Annotated in this window: 12 protein-coding genes; all 12 read right to left on the reverse strand. The window is 36.3% G+C overall.

All coding sequences use genetic code 11. The annotated features are described in order from the left end of the window. Positions 1-58 precede the first annotated feature (58 nt). Positions 59-6,424, reverse strand: coding sequence for a SpGH101 family endo-alpha-N-acetylgalactosaminidase (locus tag SORDD15_RS05935; protein ID WP_081102370.1), 6,366 nt, complete (start codon positions 6,422-6,424; stop codon positions 59-61). 375 nt (positions 6,425-6,799) lie between these two features. Continuing rightward, positions 6,800-8,779, reverse strand: a complete 1,980-nt coding sequence (locus SORDD15_RS05940; RefSeq protein WP_061415446.1) for a peptide ABC transporter substrate-binding protein — start codon at positions 8,777-8,779, stop codon at positions 6,800-6,802. 313 nt (positions 8,780-9,092) lie between these two features. Then, entirely contained in the window at positions 9,093-10,199 is a 1,107-nt protein-coding gene (glf, locus tag SORDD15_RS05945) for a UDP-galactopyranose mutase (RefSeq protein ID WP_061415448.1), read from the reverse strand. A gap of 1 nt (position 10,200) precedes the next feature. Continuing rightward, positions 10,201-11,625 (reverse strand): flippase, encoded by a 1,425-nt coding sequence (locus tag SORDD15_RS05950; RefSeq protein ID WP_061415450.1) that lies wholly within the window; start codon positions 11,623-11,625, stop codon positions 10,201-10,203. A gap of 1 nt (position 11,626) precedes the next feature. After that, positions 11,627-12,568 carry a beta-1,6-N-acetylglucosaminyltransferase gene (locus SORDD15_RS05955; RefSeq protein WP_061415452.1) on the reverse strand — a complete coding sequence of 314 codons (942 nt, stop codon included), beginning with the start codon at positions 12,566-12,568 and terminating at the stop codon, positions 11,627-11,629. Positions 12,569-12,631: 63 nt separating this feature from the next. Then, positions 12,632-13,585, reverse strand: coding sequence for a glycosyltransferase family 2 protein (locus tag SORDD15_RS05960; RefSeq protein ID WP_061415454.1), 954 nt, complete (start codon positions 13,583-13,585; stop codon positions 12,632-12,634). A gap of 1 nt (position 13,586) precedes the next feature. Then, positions 13,587-14,591, reverse strand: coding sequence for a glycosyltransferase family 2 protein (locus tag SORDD15_RS05965; RefSeq protein WP_061415456.1), 1,005 nt, complete (start codon positions 14,589-14,591; stop codon positions 13,587-13,589). Between the two features lie 8 nt (positions 14,592-14,599). Then, positions 14,600-15,688 carry a glycosyltransferase family 4 protein gene (locus SORDD15_RS05970; protein ID WP_061415457.1) on the reverse strand — a complete coding sequence of 363 codons (1,089 nt, stop codon included), beginning with the start codon at positions 15,686-15,688 and terminating at the stop codon, positions 14,600-14,602. A 38-nt stretch (positions 15,689-15,726) separates the two neighbouring features. Next, positions 15,727-16,632, reverse strand: coding sequence for a LicD family protein (locus tag SORDD15_RS05975; protein WP_061415459.1), 906 nt, complete (start codon positions 16,630-16,632; stop codon positions 15,727-15,729). Positions 16,633-16,671: 39 nt separating this feature from the next. Beyond that, on the reverse strand, positions 16,672-17,922 hold the full coding sequence (locus SORDD15_RS05980) for a polymerase (protein ID WP_061415461.1): 1,251 nt from the start codon (positions 17,920-17,922) through the stop codon (positions 16,672-16,674). Between the two features lie 3 nt (positions 17,923-17,925). Continuing rightward, the gene (locus tag SORDD15_RS05985; protein ID WP_061415463.1) at positions 17,926-18,720 is read right to left on the reverse strand and encodes a DUF4422 domain-containing protein; all 795 of its coding nucleotides are present in this window, start codon (positions 18,718-18,720) and stop codon (positions 17,926-17,928) included. A 215-nt stretch (positions 18,721-18,935) separates the two neighbouring features. Further along, positions 18,936-19,571, reverse strand: a complete 636-nt coding sequence (locus tag SORDD15_RS05990) for a sugar transferase (RefSeq protein ID WP_061415465.1) — start codon at positions 19,569-19,571, stop codon at positions 18,936-18,938. Positions 19,572-19,596: the final 25 nt, after the last annotated feature.

The following is a 19,596-nucleotide window of genomic DNA, read 5'->3' on the forward strand; positions in this document are numbered from 1 at the left end:
TCCGGCTGTTTGTTCCTTTTTGATTCGAGTTGCTTTGAACAGCTGAAATCAAATCTCATTAATCTTCTTTACGTTTTGTCACAAGAACCGCAGCAGATAAAGCGATGCTCACACTTGCTAAGAAGAGGGCTGCTTCTGAACCATGTTCTCCTGTAGCAGGAAGTTTCTCTTCTTTATCTTCCAGAGTTTTGGTATCAGCTACTGGGCTTGGAGTAAGCAGGTACTCAGGTTTTTCAACTGTTGGAGCTGCTTGATCTCCAGCAGTAGCCAATACACCTGTGTAGGCTGGTTTCTCGTTTACCAAGGCTTGAACCGCATTAACTCCGCCCTTGAACTCAGGAACCTCATGTACAGCTGCTTCTGCTGCATTGACGCCGTCCTTGAACTCAGGGACTTCATGTACAGCTGCCTCTGCTGCATTAACTCCGCCCTTGAACTCAGGGATTTCATTGACAGCTGCTTCTGCTGCATTGACTCCTCCCTTGAACTCAGGTACATCAAGAACTGGTGGTTGCTCTTCACCCTTGCTACTTGTTGGAGCGTCTGGTTTCGTAGCAGAATCTTTTAATTGGTTGAGATAGTCTGCAAAGTAGGCAACCATTCTTTCCGTCAAGAGATGGTTATCTGTCGCATATTTCATGCTTGCCTGAACTCCAGTCACTTCCTCTTGATTGTCTTTGTCTGTTAATTTCTGCGCCTTAGCTAAAGCTGCTTCATATCCAGACATGTCAAGCGGTGTTTCTGCTACCTGTGGACGGGTAAAGATGAGTTCCGCCGCAGATTGGTATTTATCGCCACCATCTCCGTAAGTCTTGGTACCCGTAAAGACAATTTTCTTAGCCTTGATTGTCTTGCCAAAATCAATGTCTTTTGGCTTGTTGTTATCGGGCCAATCAGTTGCAGTGAAGGTATGTTCCTTACCAGACTCATCTGTCACAACAAGTTTTACATCACGCAAGTTACCATTCGATCCTGAACTACGTGGCACATAACGAAGGCCTGTGATTTCAGTTGGTTCCTTCAAGACCATGGTTGCAGGCTTGCCTACATCTCCTCCATTCCAAGATGTATGCCATAGACTAGACACATTACCATCAAAGGCATTCTCTAGGCCTTCACCTGGTTGAGCTGGCGCATCCAAACTTTCAAAGTCTTCTGCTACCAAGGCTGTCTTCTTCTGAACCAAAGCATTCTTCAAGGCTTCAATCTTAGCAATCTCCGCACGAGCTTCTTCCACGCTAATGTCATCATCTGCCTGACTGAGGTTAAAGACCGCCTCTTTCAAAGCATCCATAGACTCTTTCGTATAGTTGGTCATGGCAACCGTTGGCAAGTAGTTCTTCAGAGCATTTTCTGTCAACATCTTACCTGTTAGGGTAATTTCCTCGATGTGAAGATTGTCCATCATGAAGTCGTTGTAACCACGGAAGTTGGCATTTCCACCAGCATCACCACGAGTATTGCTTGCATTGCCAGTTGAGTAGATACCTACCCAAGTATCACCTGTTTCTGCACCAGTCACGAGGAAGGTTACCTTCTTGGCTTTCTTAGAATCTGTCCAAGTATTTGGCAATTCATGCATTTCCAAGTTGCTTGCTTGACTACCACGACGACCTGACTGGAATTCTCCCTTGCCGATGACAAAGGCATAGGTATTGTCAGAGCCTGCTTCGTATTCAAAGGTTACACGATAAGTTTTACCTGCTTCAAAGCGGAAGTTTTGCGGAATGGTTTGGTAAACCAAGTTACGACGGCTCACTAGTCCATTTGTCTTCAATGACCAATTTCCATCGATAACATCATCAACTTTCTTACCGTTCCAACCACGCTGTGTATATGGATCGTGTTTTTCAGACAAGTGAGTGCGGTTGTCTTCGACACCTTCGACACCACCTACTACAAATGGGAAGATACCTTGAGCTACATTTTCAAAGTCTTGTTTAAATGTTCCTTTACCTGTATCATGCTTGTCTCCGTACATGCTTGAATTGTTTTCAAAGGTACGAATTTCATCAAAGTATGTTGCTTCATCACCAGCTTCACGACTCAATGTCAAAGTAACATTTGATACGTCCGATCCAGTTGTAAAGAAGGCATACATATTTTGGAAGTAACTTGTATCATCAACTGTAGCATTGTCACGACGATTGTTATGAGCATATGCTTTGATATAGTTGAGAGCGAGTGACTTATTGGTATAAGTAGTCACTTCTTTCTCGCCAGTATTCACTGTGATACTTGCCTTAGCATTACTACGGTTATCAACACCGACATAAACCGCATACTTGGTATTTGGTTTCAAGCCAGTCAGTTTCTGAGTAAGGCTGACCTTGCTCTTATTGCCTTGGATACGAAGCATTTCATTTGCGCCCTGTGATTTGACAATTTCTGCCTTAGAAGCATCACCAGAAATGGTCCAGTGTTTCAAAGTTCCACTGTTAAATCCTTGGTCATAGATGTGCATGCCTTCGCTCCATGACATTTCAGGATTGGTTTGTTTTGAACGGTAGAGAACATATGGTTGATTTGCTAGAAGGTCTAGGGTAATCTTGCCATCTTTTACAGTTAGTTCTTGCTCTTCTGTCTTACCTTGGTCAGTTAGCTTGTAAAGGTAAACCTTGCTATTTGCCCAATCGCTTGGAAGTGTCCAAGTTGTTGCACCGGCCTGCGTATTGAAGTAGTACATTTTTTCCTTATCAGTAGGAAGTTTCTTACCATTGGCATCCCAGTTCCAAGGAGTCAAGTAAGCTGAACCATCTTGGATGACACGTCCATTGAGCGTTACTGTACGTTCGCGGTATTGCGGGCTATTGACATCGTTTGACTTACGAGTCACAACTATTTTATTGTTGTCCGCATCTACCAATTCCACTCGCATTTCTGGAGTCCATTTATAGGTGCTACCGTTATCAGACATGGTAACTGGTGTACCATTTTCCCATTTACTTACAGTGAAGTGTTGGAAGTACTTAGTCATGACATCATGGGCAAAGAGGTTAGTCACGTAGCCATTGTAGTCACTTCTTCCTTGCCAGCCTTCAAAGTCTTTCATGCTGTAGCCACCTAGAAGTGGGTAGTTGGCGGCACCACCGTAACTTCTGTAATCCCCAACCCAAGAATCTTTTTGGTGGTTGCGGATAAAGCGTGTGATGGCACTGTTGATACCTTTATTAGTGTAGCCACCATAGGTCAAGTCAGCTGCCCAGTGTTGGAAGGTAGAGTCGTATTCACCACCATGGCCCCACTCAATCGCAAAGCGCCAGCCTTGTTTGTTGATTTCTTTAGCAAGAACGTGGGTAGCCCAGGCACCGTTATCACCTGATTGGCCATTGCCCCAAACGTCCACATAGATAAAGTCAAGACCATCACCAAGTTTTTTCTTCAAGTCTTCCCAGCGAGCCAAGCGTCCATGTGCTAGGTCATAAGCAGCATCAATGTTGATACCTTGGTCTAGCCAGTTCCAACCATAGCTGTAGCTTCCATCTGGATTCTTACGAAGAATATTTTCATTAAAGTATTTCGACTCAGGATAGGTTTCAGAAGCGTTAACGTGGATACCTAGATGAGCTCCATATTTCTTCGCTTTTTCGATCAAGGTCTTGAAGTCTTCGACACCACCAATACGTTTACCAATATCAGCATAGTTCAAGTGACCAGAGTCGTGACCTTCACTACCATATCCTTTAAGGAGAACACCTTGCCCAAGACCATCTGTGTGGAGATTGATCTTCTTGATACCATCCAAGGTCATAAGGAATGGGTTTTGTGCTTGAGAACCAAAGTTCATCGCGATACGATAAGCAGTGATATCCTTAACTTTTTCCCAACCTTGAGGGTTGTTCATAATGCTACGATAAGCAATGGCACCATCTTGCCAGTCCACTTTATTATCCGCATTGGCGTCTTCGGTGATAACAACCTTGGCACTTGGAAGTTCCTTGGTGTATTCTGGGAAGACAATGCCCTTATAAGCTTTTTCCCATTGCCATTCAGAGCTATGAATTCCGACATAGTTGGCATTTCCAACTGTTCCTTTATAGGCTGTCAAACGAGTCCAGTCATTAGAGCCACCACCGTAGCTGTTTTGAGAATTACTCCAAACACCTGCAGCAAGCTTATCTGTAGAAACGAATCCATACATGTAACCCTTAGCCAAGTCTTTCATTGGATTGGTTACATCGATATGATCATCTCCGCTAACATGGGTATTGTTTGACATGGTTGCCCCGTCAAACTTGGCACCAGATTGATCACTCGAAACAGAGACCAAAGCATTGCCAAGGAAACTAATCGTAGAAAGCAGTTTTCTTTCATCATCAATCTTTTGACCTGGAGTGACTTGATTGTGGTTGACAATCTTGGTCACATCAAAGTGCAATTGATTGTCCACAACTTGCAAGCGTACTGTCATTTCCGCATTGATAAGATTAGCATCATCGCGAAGCTTCATCACGTACTCTGCTGTTGTCTCATTGATTTTTTTGTAAGTAACTTCAGGTGTAACTTCGTGTTTGTTGATAAATACTTTATTGAATTGTTGGACTTGTCCTGGCAAAGTATGCCCGTTCAAACTATATTCTTTAATACGTGGGAAGGCTTGGTCGATTACTGCCTTGAGGACCTTAGACTGAATCGTATCATAAGTCACCTTGCTATCGTCAACAACTGGACCTGTTTCTTTCTGGGCAGGAGTATCATCTGCTTTCACGCCTTCTTGATTGTCTGTTTTAACGCTGACAACTGTATGCTCATTGCCATAGGAACCAGCTTTTAGGACGATTTTCTTCTCATTTTTGAGAGTTTCATTAACAGCCGCTGGCAAAGTGACCGTATCAAAGAGTTTCTCATCATTATTCGTTGCATTGAGTTGTCCATCTGACTTGAGGGTAATTGATAGGCGGTTAATTGATCCTGTCTCAGGCGCTGCTACACGTCCCCCCTTATACCAGGTGCTATCGGTTGGAGATTTATACTCCCAGAACCAGCCATCTTTATCATAACCAACAAAAACATTGTTCTTGGTGTCTTTAAATTTCAAGAAAACACCAAAGCGTGATTTGCCCTTTTCAGAATCATCTTTAAAGGTTAAATCAACCGTCGCATTTCCATTAGCATCAACTGTCAATCCTTGTTTTTCAAACAAGGCTGGTTTATCGCCATTATCGTTCTGTGCAGTTGAGGACAATTGATTGTAGCGAACACCCTTTTCTTCACGAACCGTAACTGTTCCTTGTTGCTCTTTATTCGCTACCGTTTGCCATTCAGGAGTTACTGTCTTAGGTGTTTCAGGTTTAGCAACTGCAGGTTTATCCTCTTTTGGTTTTTCTTCAGCCGGTTTTTCTTTCTCTTCCAAGTCTGCTGGTTTCACACTTGAAATTCCCTTCATGTGGTCTTGGATCCATTTTAGTTGAGCTGGTGAGAAGAGAATACCGCCGCTCCGTTTTCCAACTACACCATTTTGGTGAACACCGACTAGTTTACCTTCTGTATCAAAGATACCGCCACCACTAGCACCCGGTTTCCCTCCTTGGTAACCAATCCCTTGGACACCTTCTCCGTATGGTTCTGCAAAATCAACCGTAGTATTGACAATCGGATTCAATTTCCCTTCTGGATAACCAAAGACATGGAGCTTATCTCCGATTTTCTTAACTACTGGTTTTTTAGTTACTTCAACAGGCGTATTTTCGAGAACTGTACGCAATCTCACAAGGGCCAAATCATTTTTGAACCCCTTCAGGTAGCCTTCACGATCCCAATGAATGATATCTTTCTTGCTAAACTTGACATCTGGCAGTCCCGGATAAGAGATACTATAGATATCTCCATCCCCTTGATCATTGTCCACAACCTTACGGATAGTACCGTCTTGGCTATCCTTGATAAAGTTATGAGAAACCGTCAAGACAAGATCTTTGGCAACGACAATACCGCTGCCTTCTCCTGATGGCATCTTGATCTTAACAGTCGCGCCGTAGTTTAATTCCCCATTGGTAGTCTTAGCCACATCTTCTGGGACGAGCTTCCCAGTATCTTGGGCCAATTGATCCTTGTCAACTTCGTGCCCATTGTCTTCAGCTTTCTCCAACTTATCTTCTAGTTCTTTTGACAGATTGCTTGGCTTTTCAGACTTTTCTTTTTCTTGAGCCAACAACTCTTCTTCTGTTTGTGGGCCTTCTGTAGTCTCAGCTGAACCAGGATTCTGAGCGGCAGCTTCCTTGTCAAAATCGTGCCCCTCATCACTAGCCTTCTTATCCAAATCAGCCAGTTCACTTGGCAAATTTTCTATTGAACCAACTCTTGCTTGATCAGCCAAAACTGGGGCAGCCGCAAAGAAAGTCGCTCCAATCATCACCGAAGCTACCCCAAGCGTAAACTTACGAATACTGAACTTACAGCGTTTTTCAAAAAGTTGTTTTTTCATGAACTCCTATATCCTTTCATCATTTAGTAAGCGTTTACATTTCTTTTTTAAAAAATACTCCTTTCCCTAGAAAGTGCAATGCTTAACCGAATACATCAAAATATTTATATTTTTAATATATCAAATAATAAAAAAGAATGCAATAGGGAAAAGTAAAGTTTATCAAAAATTTTTCTTTTTTAATTCGTAAGAGTAAAAATGAAAAACTTGCTTTGAAGGCCTTAAAAGAGACGACAGTGAAAATCTTAAAAATCATAAAAACGCATAATCCCAAGTGTTCAAAAACTTGAAATTATGCGTTTTATCATGGAAAATCTTACTGGAATTTTTCCTCAAAGTAAGTTTTTTTCCAATATGTTCTTATATTTTTTAAAGTTATTTCACATGGTTTGCGAGATCTTCTTGAGCCTTTTTATTTGACTCTTCTTTTTCTTTCAACCATTTCTCTTGAGCCTTTTGGTATTCATCTGCTGTCACTGCCTTATCTTGAAGTTCCACATATTTGTACAAGAGTGGCTCACTAGTTCCTTTATTACCAGAAAAGGCAAATGGTATCGTGAATGGTACGATTCTAGACAAGATTGGACGTCCTGTTTGAGAAGTAGTTGGAATGATGAGAGCACTGTCTGTTAGCCATGCTTGGGCAGCTGCATATTTTTCATACCGTTTTGCCACATCGGTTTTTTCATTTCCCGCATCCACAATCATCTTTTCATAATCTTCCAAACCAACTTGCTTAGCCGCAGCGTTGTTTGTCCCAGAATCAAATCCTAGATATGTTTTCGTATTTTCTCCTACAGAAGGCTTGATAATATCAAGATAAGTAGATGGATCGATATAGTCTGGAGACCAACCAATATTATCTGAAAGATCCCAATCTTCTCCTGCTGCTGATTCTGCAAAGTAAGTTACATTCAATAAATCATCCTTTTGCAATTGTTGAATATCAATCACAACATTATCAGCACCTAATGTTTCTTCCAAGGACTGCTTCATAGATTGGACGCGTTGTACTTTGGTCGTCGCAGTTTGATCCACTGGCATATCTAAATGAATTGGAAATTGAACACCCTCAGCTTGAAGAGCGGTTTTAGCCTTAGCAAATTCTGCCTTAGCCTTTTCTGGATTATAGAGACCATCCTGTGCATCTGCTAAGTTAATGTCTTTCCATTCATCACCATAGGATATGAGTTGTTCTCTCACCATATCACCAAAATTCTTGCCATCTGACTGAACAAATGTTGGTGGGATAAACAAATTACGAAGTAGTTTGGTAGCCCCATTTTTACCATTTATCTGAGAAGCATATGCAGTTCGGTCAAATCCAAAAGCGATGGCCTGACGAAAGTCCTTGTTTAGAAGAGCTTTCTTAGTAGAATTTTTTTGCTCGTCTGTTGTTTTAGAGGTAAATTTATAAGATTGACGATCGATGTTGGTTCCCACTACAAAGGTTGCAGAATCTTGCTGGGTGTAGACAATATTATCTTTGAATTCCTTTTCAATCTCTGGATAACTTGCACTTGTCGGGAAGAGTCGTGCGACAGTAAAGCTACCATCTTTGAAATTTTCTGCAGGCTTGCTAGTATCTTGACCATCCCAAAATGATAGTTTTACCTTATCAATATGGACATTGTCCTTATCCCAGTAATTTGCATTTTTTTCAAACTCTACAGAAGACTTAGCTACGATTGACTTGAGTAGGAACGGACCGTTATAGAGAATGCTACTTGGATCTGTTCCCTTAGCAAAGTCATCCCCTTTAGAGTTCAAGAACTCTTCATTCACCGGAGCCAGAATCCCCATAGTTGTTTTTGAATTCCAAAAACTTTCCGGACTATTTAACGTATACTCAACTGTCTGATCATCAATGGCTTTAATCCCCACTTGTGAAAAGTCTGTAATCTCTCCCTTTACATAGGCATCAAGCCCCTTAATGGATTCTTGTACCAAGTAAAGACCATCTGACTTTTTGTCAGCAGCATATTTTAGTCCTGTAACAAAATCTTTAGCTGTAACCGACGCATACTCTTCACCTTCCGATGTATACCATTTAGCATCTTGGCGGATCTTATAAGTATAGGTGAGACCGTCTTTTGATACAGACCAATCTTCCGCCATTGATGGCACAAAATTCCCATAGCGGTCATTTTCCATCAAACCATCAATCACATTATTGGTAATATTTGCTGTTGCTGCCTTATTGGTTGTAAGGTAGTTCAAGTTATCAGGGTCTGTTTCATAAGTATAGGCAAAGGTTTGTTCACCCTTGTTACTAGCAGAACTAGAACAAGCTGCTAAAACTCCAGTCGCCAATAAAGTAACACCTGTAAGGGCTAGTAGTTTCGTCCTTTTCATCATTTTCTCCTTTAAAACTTTCATTCCATTATAGCCTCTTTTTACAAACATGTCGACAGAATTTTCAGAATTTTTTGGTTAATTTAGTATTTTCTGAAAAAATATTTCTCAATAGATTCTAAGATATAGAAACAAATTATTAGTTTGAATATACAAAAGAGAGCATGTGATGCTCCCTTATTATAACTTTCCTAATAAAATTTAGAAAGAGATGAAATAGACTATTGGATCTATTATATTTTCAGAGAATGTATGATTTACTAGAATTAGAAGTGCTTCTAGCCGTTCTATAACAGCCACCTAATGAATTTCACTACTTGTCTTGCTCAAACTCTTCCTCTACAACATTTAGGGCACGTTCAATGACCACATGCATGTCATAGTATTTATAATCAGCCAAACGTCCGCAGAAAATTACCTTATCATTCTGTGCTGCTTCTTCTTGATATTTAGCAAACATAGCATTGTTTCTCTCATCATTGATTGGATAATAAGGTTCATCTCCACGTTTCCAATCAGCAGGATATTCACGCGTAATAACTGTCTTTGGTTGTGTTCCGTATTCGAAGTGCTTGTGTTCAATAATGCGGGTATAAGGAATTTCTCGTTCTGTATAGTTTACAACAGCGTTTCCTTGATAGTTTTCCTCATCTAGAACTTCATGCTCAAAACGAAGACTGCGGTATTCTAACTCACCATGTTTATAATCGAAGTATTGGTCAATCATCCCTGTAAAGACGACCTTTTCAGCAGAAGCCTCTAATTCTTGACGATTGGCAAAAAAGTCAACACCAAGTTCTACTTCTACATCCTTCAGCATATTTTCTATGATAACGTTGTAACCCCCAATTGGAATCCCTTGGTAACGGTCATTAAAATAATTATTATCAAAGGTTAAACGAACTGGCAAGCGTTTGATGATGAATGGTGGAAGATCAGTCGCAGAACGTCCCCATTGTTTTTCAGTGTATCCCTTAATCAACTTTTCATAAATATCCGGTCCAATCAACTTGATAGCCTGTTCTTCCAAGTTTTTCGGCTCAACATCTTTCATATGAGCCGTTTGTTCAGCTATCTTATCTCTCACTTCTTGAGGAGTTTTTGTCCCCCACATGGCATAGAAAGTATTCATATTGAAAGGTAAATTATAAAGGCTACCCTTGTAATTAGCTACAGGTGAATTGATGTAGTTGTTAAATTCAGCAAATTGATTAACATAATCCCAAACTTTCTTATTAGAAGTATGGAAGATATGTGCACCATATTTATGAACATTAACACCTTCTACATTCTCACAGTAGATATTTCCACCAATGTGGTCACGTTTATCAATAACTTTTACTTTTTTTCCACGCTTGGTTGCTTCATAAGCAAAAATTGCTCCAGACAAACCAGCACCAACGATTAGATAGTCGTACATATTACACCCCTTTATTTCTGAATAACTGTTGTTTTATATCTCGTAGATTTATAACTTTAAAAATCAAAATCAAACTGATATAAATTATTGCCCCCAAAATAGCAGAAAGCCCTACATTTAACATGGACGGTAAATTCAATAAGTCTTTTACAAAAAACAGAATTCCATACATCAATCCTGATGAAATCATAATTTTTATCATAGTTACTATAATCGGAACATCTCTTAGATAAGAGCGAGTAAAGAATAACTGCATAGCCCAAACCAGAGACTCTGTTAAAACAGATACAATTGCTGCCCCTATATAGCCCAATTTGGGAAGAAAGAGAAGATTTAATCCGACACTAACAATAGCAGGAATTGTTGTTGACAGCATAAACTCTTTATTCTTATTATGAGGTATTAAGATTTGAATACCCATAATATTGGTCCAACCAATAAAGAACATTCTAAAAATCATAATAGCTATTGCATAGCGTGCATCTTGAAAATCTTTTCCCAGAAAAAAGTTAACAAAATCATCATTTATAATTAACATACCTGCCATAATTGGAAAAATAACCAAATTATAAATCAGAAATGACATCTCATGCATTTTATTAACTGCTTTATGATCCCCTGAAGATAAAAGATTTGAAACTCGTGGTAACATAACACTTCCCAATGAAGTTACTAGAGTTAATAAAATATTAACAAGCTTTAAAGCTTGGTCATAGATTCCTACATCTTTTGTTGAAGCTAAAGCTCCCAGCATTGTACGATCCAAAGTGACATAGAGCGATATAGCAATCTGAGGTAAAAACAATAAGATAACTGGTTTCAAATGTTGTTTAGCATATTCCCAATCAAAGTGCGGTTTCCCAATAAACTCTCTGGCTGGCAACCACATACTTAATTGCCCCAACAATTCAAAAATTGTAAGCAAAAATACATATAAATATAGGTCGTTGGCTGATTTTATAAATAGAAAAATAGCAATGACACCAACCAGTTTCACTGTAATATTTCTGACAGTAATTTTTCTGAAATCCTCTAAACCTTGGAATAGCCAAGAAATATCTAATCCTTTAGAAAGTAAACTTAATCCTAAAATATAAGCTACTGGGTTTTGCATTAAGGAAAAAGTCAGACAAAGAACACAGTACAAGAACAGAGAAAGAATAGCCGCTCCTAGTTGCAGGGAGTAAATCCCCCAAAAGTTTTTTTCAATTTCCTTTCGATTCCCAGAGATTACCTTGGTCCCGTAGTTAGCAACTCCAAGAGTAGCCAGCAAAATAAAATAAGTAACTATCGAACTAAAGTATCCGTATGTCCCTAAATCATTAGAACTAAAAACCCGAGTCACATAAGGAGTTGTAATAATAGGGAGTATAATCACCAACAATTGATATGAAAGATTGTAGGCGTAGTTTTTAAGTACTTTCATCTCAAGCTGTCCTATCTAATATCTTTAAAATCTCTTTTTTGAGATTTGGATATTTTTCTAAATCAAATTTTCTAGAGAATTTATGCCCCAATTTTTTTCCACGTTTTAGTTGTTCTATATCACGTTCAGAATCAGTCCATGTGTATGGGTTTCCGTCCCACCAATTAATATATCGGAGATTCCCTTGAAAATCACCTGGTTCATCTGTTATAGGCGAAGAAGAGTACAAAGTCCCCATTAAATCATGTTTATACATTATGGTAGGAATAAACAATTCATCATTCACTATTGAATTTTTAAATATTTTTTCAACATTCTTCTCTTCCTGAATTAGTATTCTAACTAACTCCTGATTAATAGATACCCAATTGGAAGCATAACCCAATTTCATGCTATATTTTTTAAAGCAATCAACATTTAGTAATCGCTGAACTTTAAGCTCTATTTTACGATAATATGAGACAAACTTTCTAATAAACATATTCCCAATATTTCTTGTTAAGTAATTAGGACACAGATATTTAAATCGAACTCGCTCATATACTTTATTTGATTCATAAATTTCATCAGAAACCATACTCAAAAAATTATTAAATTTATGTTGTTCAAAAAAATCAAATAAATTTTCTGCTGGCTCTAATGGTAAATCTACACCTGACAACAAATGAAACATACTATAGTTATCGTGATTATAGGCACATCTAAAACCTTGAAACTCTGCAAAAATTTGTGAATAACTACCCCAAAAAATTGGAACTCTATCTACCAATATCACTTTCGAAAAATTTGCACTAGATTTAAGAGAATTAATAGTGGATTCCTCTACAGCAACCTTACTATCTATAAGCAAAAAAATATCGTGTTGCTTATAATCCAGCAATGAGATTAAAAACTCTAACTGTTCAAACTTATTATGTGCAATTATTATATAAGCCTGTTTCATAACTCCTCTTTTCAAACAAATATTAGACACTTATTGCAAATTAAACCAAGGTCAAACATATTACTATCTTAGCAATAAATACAATTTAGGGTTTAGAATAAAAATAAGGTATTTTATTTTTGCTTTCCATGATAATTTCCCATTTTGTAATAGTTCACCAATTTCGATTCTCAACAACTCTTTATCTTTTGTAAAATCTTTTAAACCTGAGTCAGCCTTTGCACCAATAACTACAAAACCACCTAATATTTTTTTCGCTTGCAATGATTGGATTAACTCTTCGCTTTGAATATATTCTTTCCTAACTACTTCTTCATTTTTAGCAGCAGCATCAAAGAATTCATACCTTTTCTCAGTAAATGTTGAACGGACAATACTTCCCTCTCTTCGATAATAATTATATGTTTCAAGTGGACTAATCACAATTTTATCTGCAAGCACAAGATGTTGTCCTACAACATAAAAATCTTCATAGATTTTTCCAACTGGAAAAGGAACTTTCTCCAAGATACTTTTGTGATATAGTTTGGCACAAGCGGAAACCGTTGCGATTTTATCATCCAACATTGCCTCTAGAGCCTTTTCTTTTGTGAATGGAACTAAATCTTTGTAGTCTGACTCTTGCAATTTATAAGAAGTATATGCATTATATTTAGACGTTGCCTTTACTTTTGTTGAAATCAAATCTGCATGATGAATCTCTTGAATCTTCACGATTAATTCCAGAGTATAATCTTCAAGGTAATCATCTGGATCTAAGAAGAAAATCCAGTCTGAATTCGCTTTAGAAACTCCAAAGTTACGTGCGTCAGATAAACCACCATTTTCTTTGTGAAAAACATGGATATTTTTATACCGATTTGCATAATCCTCGCATAACATAGGAGAATTGTCTGTTGAACCGTCATTTACAAGAATTACCTCAAAGTTTTGATAGGTCTGTTTCATTAGGCTATCTATCGCATAGCGCAAATAATCTGCAACATTGTATACCGGAACAACAATGCTAATCAACATTCTAAATCCCTCTCTCTTTTTCTTTCTTCTTAGAGTATTTCTTCAAAATCAAACTAAAAATAAAACCTAGAATATAGTTGGTTCTATAGTTTAGATAAGATAATTTATCAAATCTTTTCGTAGGAATATAGTTATAAGAATTTTGTTGGATTTTACTATATAGTTCTCTTGAAAGCATCTCCGAACCATCAACCATCCAGGACAAATCTACCTGCAAGCTAATCAAATATTCTAGAACAGCTGCAACGACTTTTTCTAAAACATTATTATCTTTTATTCTAGAATAGTAGTCTAGGATAGAATTGGTTACAATCAAATGATGACGGACATTGCGCTTCATACTCGCAATATTCATGCTCTGTTCAGGCCTTCCAATATAGTATTGATAAACATCATAATTCCAGTAGACAAAACTATGAACATACTCCAAAGGAAACAGAGTGTACTGCATATCAACGTAAAAAGTTTTTTCACTCAATCGAATGTTATTCTTTGATAAGATTGATGTTTTATAAGTAACTGAATGCATTGGAATTCGCACATCAGGAATTCCCGTATATATATTACCAACTTCATATTTATCAATAAAATCATTTCGGATAGCAGTGCCATTATATACATGTTGTTCCGTAAAATCGGTAATAATCATTTCTGCATCAGTCGTTTCAAGGCTATCCAAAAATTTTTCAAATTCTGATGGAATAACCCAATCATCCCCGTCAATAACTTTAAAAAATTTCCCTTTTGCTTCTTGGATACCACGATTAATGGTTGAGCCATGTCCACCATTTTCTTTTGTTATTACTCGTCCATTCAGTAGAGGATCTTTTCCCAAAAATTCTTCTGCTACTTTTTCTGTATTATCTGTACTACCATCGTTTACAATTAATACCTCAAATTTTTCTTTATACTTTGAGTCTACTTGTTGAAAGGATTGAATCCCTTTTGAAAGGTAGTCCTGAATATTATAACTGGGCATTACAATTGTTAACAAACAATCTTTCATTTTATCTCCTAAATCGTTTCAATCAATTCAATCCACTGATTAAGTATTCTATTTTTATCAAATTTATCCATATTGTCTCTAGCATGCTCTGAGAAAGATTGCCTTAAATCTTCATCTTTCATCAGTTCAAGCAACTTTTTACTCATCTGATCCGTATCATAACAATCTACCAGAAATCCATTGACACCATCTTCTACAATCTCACTTGGTCCCGTTGGGCATCTAAAACTCACAATAGGAAGATTATATTGTTGAGCCTCTAATAACACCAAAGGCAAACCTTCATATCGGGAAGTCATGACGTAAATACTATGGTCTGAATATATATTCTTCGTCCCCTTTACATTACCTTTAAAATCAACTTGTGCGGAAACGCGGCCTTCTTCTAGTTTTCTTTTTAGCTCCTGTTCAATAAGTTTATCTCCCGAACCATATATATCCCACTGCCAGTCTGAATGTTGTGATAATACTTTTATAGCTACTTCGGCGAGATATTCATATCCCTTTTGAGTATGAAATCGACCTACCGTTATTATTTTATTTATCTTATTATTAAATGGAGTATTTTCAGAGTCCTCTTCATCAATCCAATTATAAATAGCATTCACTTTATTTATAGGTATATTATATTTATCTGAATATTTTATTCTATCTTCTTCTGTTAAAGTGACAATCTTGTCAAAAAATTTAGCTCCTACAAATCTCTGCACTTCCCTACTTCTAAAATCACGAAATTCTAAACTATGATGATCACAGAAAACTATTTTCACATTTAATCCCAGAGTAGCTAATCTAACCATAGTATTTGTTAATGGAGTTATAGAAAAAATCACTTCAATTTTTTCTCTTTTAATATAGTCTCTTAATTTACCCGTTAATTTTAATGTAGCAGTTCTAATTCTAAGATCACCCTTGTGAAAATTTATTAATGTCACATTAGGATTAATATCATAATTTATAAAACCGTCTTCGTCCAACAGAATAGATAATAGTTTTACATCATAGTATTGTGACAATTCATTAGCCATATTAATAGCTACTTTTTCCGCTCCACCAATTTTACTTAGATTATATCTAACAATTGCTATTTTTTTCATTAAATTAATTCCTTACATATAAAAAATGAAAGTATTGCTTACTCATTAGGGAAGGAGATTTCTAAAATGATATGTGATTCCCTATCTTCAACTGCAGGTATTTTCATATAATCACCATACATCACAGTTAAATAGTGCTCAATATTATTTGGAACATTCCACTTATATCCTTCAAAATTTAGTTTCCTAGTTAACTGCATATCTTCTCTTATAAACATCTCGCCAAAATAATGTTTTCTTCCTGATGGAACGCTAAGGTATCTCGACTTATTATTCTTGCATAATGAGTAGATGCTTTCTGTAAGTCTTGTAAATTGTCTTAAAGATATAAAACTAGTTAGAAATCCCAAAACTAGTTTTATTCGAAAAATAAGCCTTACTTCTTTATGCTCCTTCATAATCTCTAGCATCAGCTGACGATTTTTATAAAAATTTCTACATGATAGTAACAATCCAATCCCCATGCATAGAATACCATGAAGTTGTCTCAAAATTTTTGAATTAGGAACATTTTCAAGCCAAAAAATATCAATAAAAAATCCACATTCCTCAACTCCAACATCCTCTCGACCACGTAGAACTGTTCCTTTTTGTCTGATGCGACCAATAGGCATGCCATAGTTTGGCGTTTGTGAATTATGTATCCAATACTTATCAGAAAATTTCTGATAAAATTTTTGAAAGAAAATCTCCCGTTCACTTCCTAGCATAAATATATCCATATCATCATCCCATGGAATAAACCCTTTGTGTCGATACGCTCCTAGTGCACTCCCACCAGAAAGAGAATAGTACAATCCTTCTTCCTCACAAACTGTTACAATATCTTCCATGATTTTTAATAAATACTCTTGATATTTTAGAAGGAGTTCGCCTTCTAATTTAATAAATTTACTATCTGAGAACTTTAAATTTTTAAACAGTGTTACGGTAGATAGTCCCATATAATCCTCCAAAATTAAAAATAATTGTGCATAATATTATTATGTAAAAGGCAAATCTGAAAAGAACTGAAAAATATTTTTCACCAGCAAATCTATCTTACTAAAATCAATATAATTAAAAGGAAAATTCTTATTATAGAAGAAACCTGTAACAAATGATATCGCAACAAGACTTACTGTTAATACATATACTGTACTACGATTTGAAACTATCTGCAATTGCATTCTATATGTATACAATATGAACGATGCAATTACTAGCATCGGTAGGAGTAAGAATAAATTTCTATCGTATATATTTCTGAATGGAACTGAACCCAATGTTAATAAAGTTATATAATACGTCATCTTGACAAAGGAGAGTCTCCAATCATCAATTGTTTTGAGAGTTCTCCCTTGAATAAAATATTGAATCAAAAACAAAATCATCAAAACTACACCGATGTATAACCGAAGTGTCAAAGTCTTATTAAAGAGTTCCGCATAAGTTGCATTATCTGAATAAATTTCAATCTTTCTAACAAAAGTTTGTAAAAAACCAATACCAGTCCAAACCGATAACTTTGGTACTAATTCTAATAGAATCGGAAAACCAAGTAGCACAAGTACACTTTTGCTAACTGTAACCTTTTTAAAGTAGAAAAAAACTAATCTTAATGCAACAAAATAAATCACCGCCGAATGAATACATAGTGGTATTGAGTACCATATCATCATCCAAGGTCTAGTATAATTGTTTTTTGACTCCAAATACATAATTAACATTACTAGAGAAATTGCCATACAAAATCTCATACCACTTGTTGTATATCTATAGTTATTTAGTAGCAATACTGTAATTAGAACTAGAGCATAAGTTAATTTAGAGCTAATTTTATAAGATTTGAATAGATCAACAACAACATAACCAAAACTAAAATAGGTCACAAAAGCCGAGATAAAGCTAAGCAAACTATAGTGGTGCGTATTTCTAACCAAATACATCAACGATGTATATACAGGAACAGAACCATAGTCATATCGACCCACTCTAAATCCCGATGCAAATGCTTGAAACATATAAACGATATTATCAAAATTTGTTAACACTGTTGTAGCTCTAAAGTGATAAGCCCCATCATCTAATGGGTGTGGAATATATCGTAAAGCTACAATAGAAATTGATAGGCACGCTAAAATTAAGTATATAGTCGAATACTTTCGATCACTAACGACTCCGAGAATACTTAAAAATAAAGATAAAACAGGAAATGCAATAAAAAAAATACATGTAAGTAACAATAAAATCATAATCTAAAAACTCTGTCCATATTTTTTTCCAAAGAATTTTGCTTGTAGGAAAGATTTCCCTTTTTGAACCAAGTCAATCTTTTCCATATAGATAAACGGAATCTCTTTTATCCGCAAATCTTGATTTGCCAACCAAACATTAAACAAGCGTTCGCTGACTCTACCAAATAATCTAGCATCAAAAGCAGAGTAGCCTGTTATATCTAATCTTCTATACAATTCATCAATAATTGGGAATAGCCATTCACAATAAGCCACTACATTCTCTTTGGACATGATAAACATATTGAACATATACCCACTGCGTTGTCTCATGACACTATCAAATGTTTCAATGTATTCTTGATTTAACTCACTTATAATCTGACGCGTCATATCTAAATGCTTAGCATCGTGTGTATGAGAATAGTGCGAATATAAAGTTTCAATATAATATTTCCTTTTTCGGGGAACGATAACATCGTATTTTGACATCAGGCTTTCCACTTCTGATTTTGAAAGAATAATGTCATCCATACTGATTGCTTCGCTATATGAGTGTCGTTTTGACGTAAAATATCGGCGATAATGTACCAATCCGAGATAATCACATTCTAAATTTTTCCAAGCCCAATATAATCCTGTTAATTCGCAATAATAAGGATTAAGGTGAGAAATATGAACTCCTTGATTATCTGGTTGATAGCCCAGATTTTCCTTCCCTTCACTGCCAACTTGGATAGGAATGTACAATTCTTTATCCTCTGGCATTTGAAATTGTTTATGTGTCGCAATTATTATTTTATACGTTTTAGACATTTCTATATCCTAATTCAATTTCCTTCATCTATAACTAGCTTAACAATTTTTTAGTTAAAATAGTAATTATCCTCTATTGAAGAAACTATCCAGCCAAAATAGATTAACACTAAAACTATTTTGACCCGAAAAGATGAAATTGAATACAAAAGGATATATTTAGTATTCAATTTCATCTTTATATATTCCGCTCCATATAGATTCAGCTTGAATTCTCAATGAGCTCCTTCACGAGACAACACTCTTCTAATCGTCAAAAAGAAGATTTTGATATCTAACCATAAAGACTGATTTCTAGGATAATATAATTCCATTTCACAACGTTCAGGATAATATACCCCACTCCTACCAGAAACTTGCCATATCCCTGTAATCCCAGGGCGAACAGACAATAAAACTTCCCGTTCCTCTTCAGTATATTCGTCTAGTTCATTTTCAAGAATTGGTCTTGGACCAATAAGACTCATATCACCTAGCAATAAATTTATAAACTGAGGAACTTCATCAATACTTGTTTTTCTTATAAAGCCCCCAATATTTGTAAGTCTCGGATCCTCATTTGGTGGCAATTTATAGCTATTCTTTTTATACTTTTCATAAAGTTCCTTATTCGAAATTAGAATTTCTTCTGCATTTTCGACCATCGATTTGAACTTAACGATTTTAAATTTTTTCCCTCTGAGACCCGCTCTGTATTGTGTAAAAAATATACTCCCTTTATAACCTTTAATTTTATAGATTACAAAGATGATTAGACAACAGGGTAAAACTATAAATATTGTTCCAAACAAGCCGATAAATATATCCATCAATTTTTTAAAACCAATATAGATGATATTGTTTTGTTTCACCTAAAACTCCCCCCTTGTAATAATC

Source organism: Streptococcus oralis (genome assembly GCF_001578935.1).
GTDB lineage: Bacteria > Bacillota > Bacilli > Lactobacillales > Streptococcaceae > Streptococcus > Streptococcus oralis_R.

What these genes read in the sequence shown, in the direction of transcription:
- SORDD15_RS05960 (WP_061415454.1), bottom strand. Translation starts at nt 13,585, where the DNA reads ATGTTGATTAGCATTGTTGTTCCGGTATACAATGTTGCAGATTATTTG.
- SORDD15_RS05980 (WP_061415461.1), bottom strand. Translation starts at nt 17,922, where the DNA reads ATGATTTTATTGTTACTTACATGTATTTTTTTTATTGCATTTCCTGTT.
- SORDD15_RS05975 (WP_061415459.1), bottom strand. Translation starts at nt 16,632, where the DNA reads ATGGGACTATCTACCGTAACACTGTTTAAAAATTTAAAGTTCTCAGAT.
- SORDD15_RS05935 (WP_081102370.1), bottom strand. Translation starts at nt 6,424, where the DNA reads ATGAAAAAACAACTTTTTGAAAAACGCTGTAAGTTCAGTATTCGTAAG.
- SORDD15_RS05950 (WP_061415450.1), bottom strand. Translation starts at nt 11,625, where the DNA reads ATGAAAGTACTTAAAAACTACGCCTACAATCTTTCATATCAATTGTTG.
- SORDD15_RS05965 (WP_061415456.1), bottom strand. Translation starts at nt 14,591, where the DNA reads ATGAAAGATTGTTTGTTAACAATTGTAATGCCCAGTTATAATATTCAG.
- SORDD15_RS05940 (WP_061415446.1), bottom strand. Translation starts at nt 8,779, where the DNA reads ATGAAAAGGACGAAACTACTAGCCCTTACAGGTGTTACTTTATTGGCG.
- glf (WP_061415448.1), bottom strand. Translation starts at nt 10,199, where the DNA reads ATGTACGACTATCTAATCGTTGGTGCTGGTTTGTCTGGAGCAATTTTT.
- SORDD15_RS05985 (WP_061415463.1), bottom strand. Translation starts at nt 18,720, where the DNA reads ATGTCTAAAACGTATAAAATAATAATTGCGACACATAAACAATTTCAA.
- SORDD15_RS05970 (WP_061415457.1), bottom strand. Translation starts at nt 15,688, where the DNA reads ATGAAAAAAATAGCAATTGTTAGATATAATCTAAGTAAAATTGGTGGA.
- SORDD15_RS05955 (WP_061415452.1), bottom strand. Translation starts at nt 12,568, where the DNA reads ATGAAACAGGCTTATATAATAATTGCACATAATAAGTTTGAACAGTTA.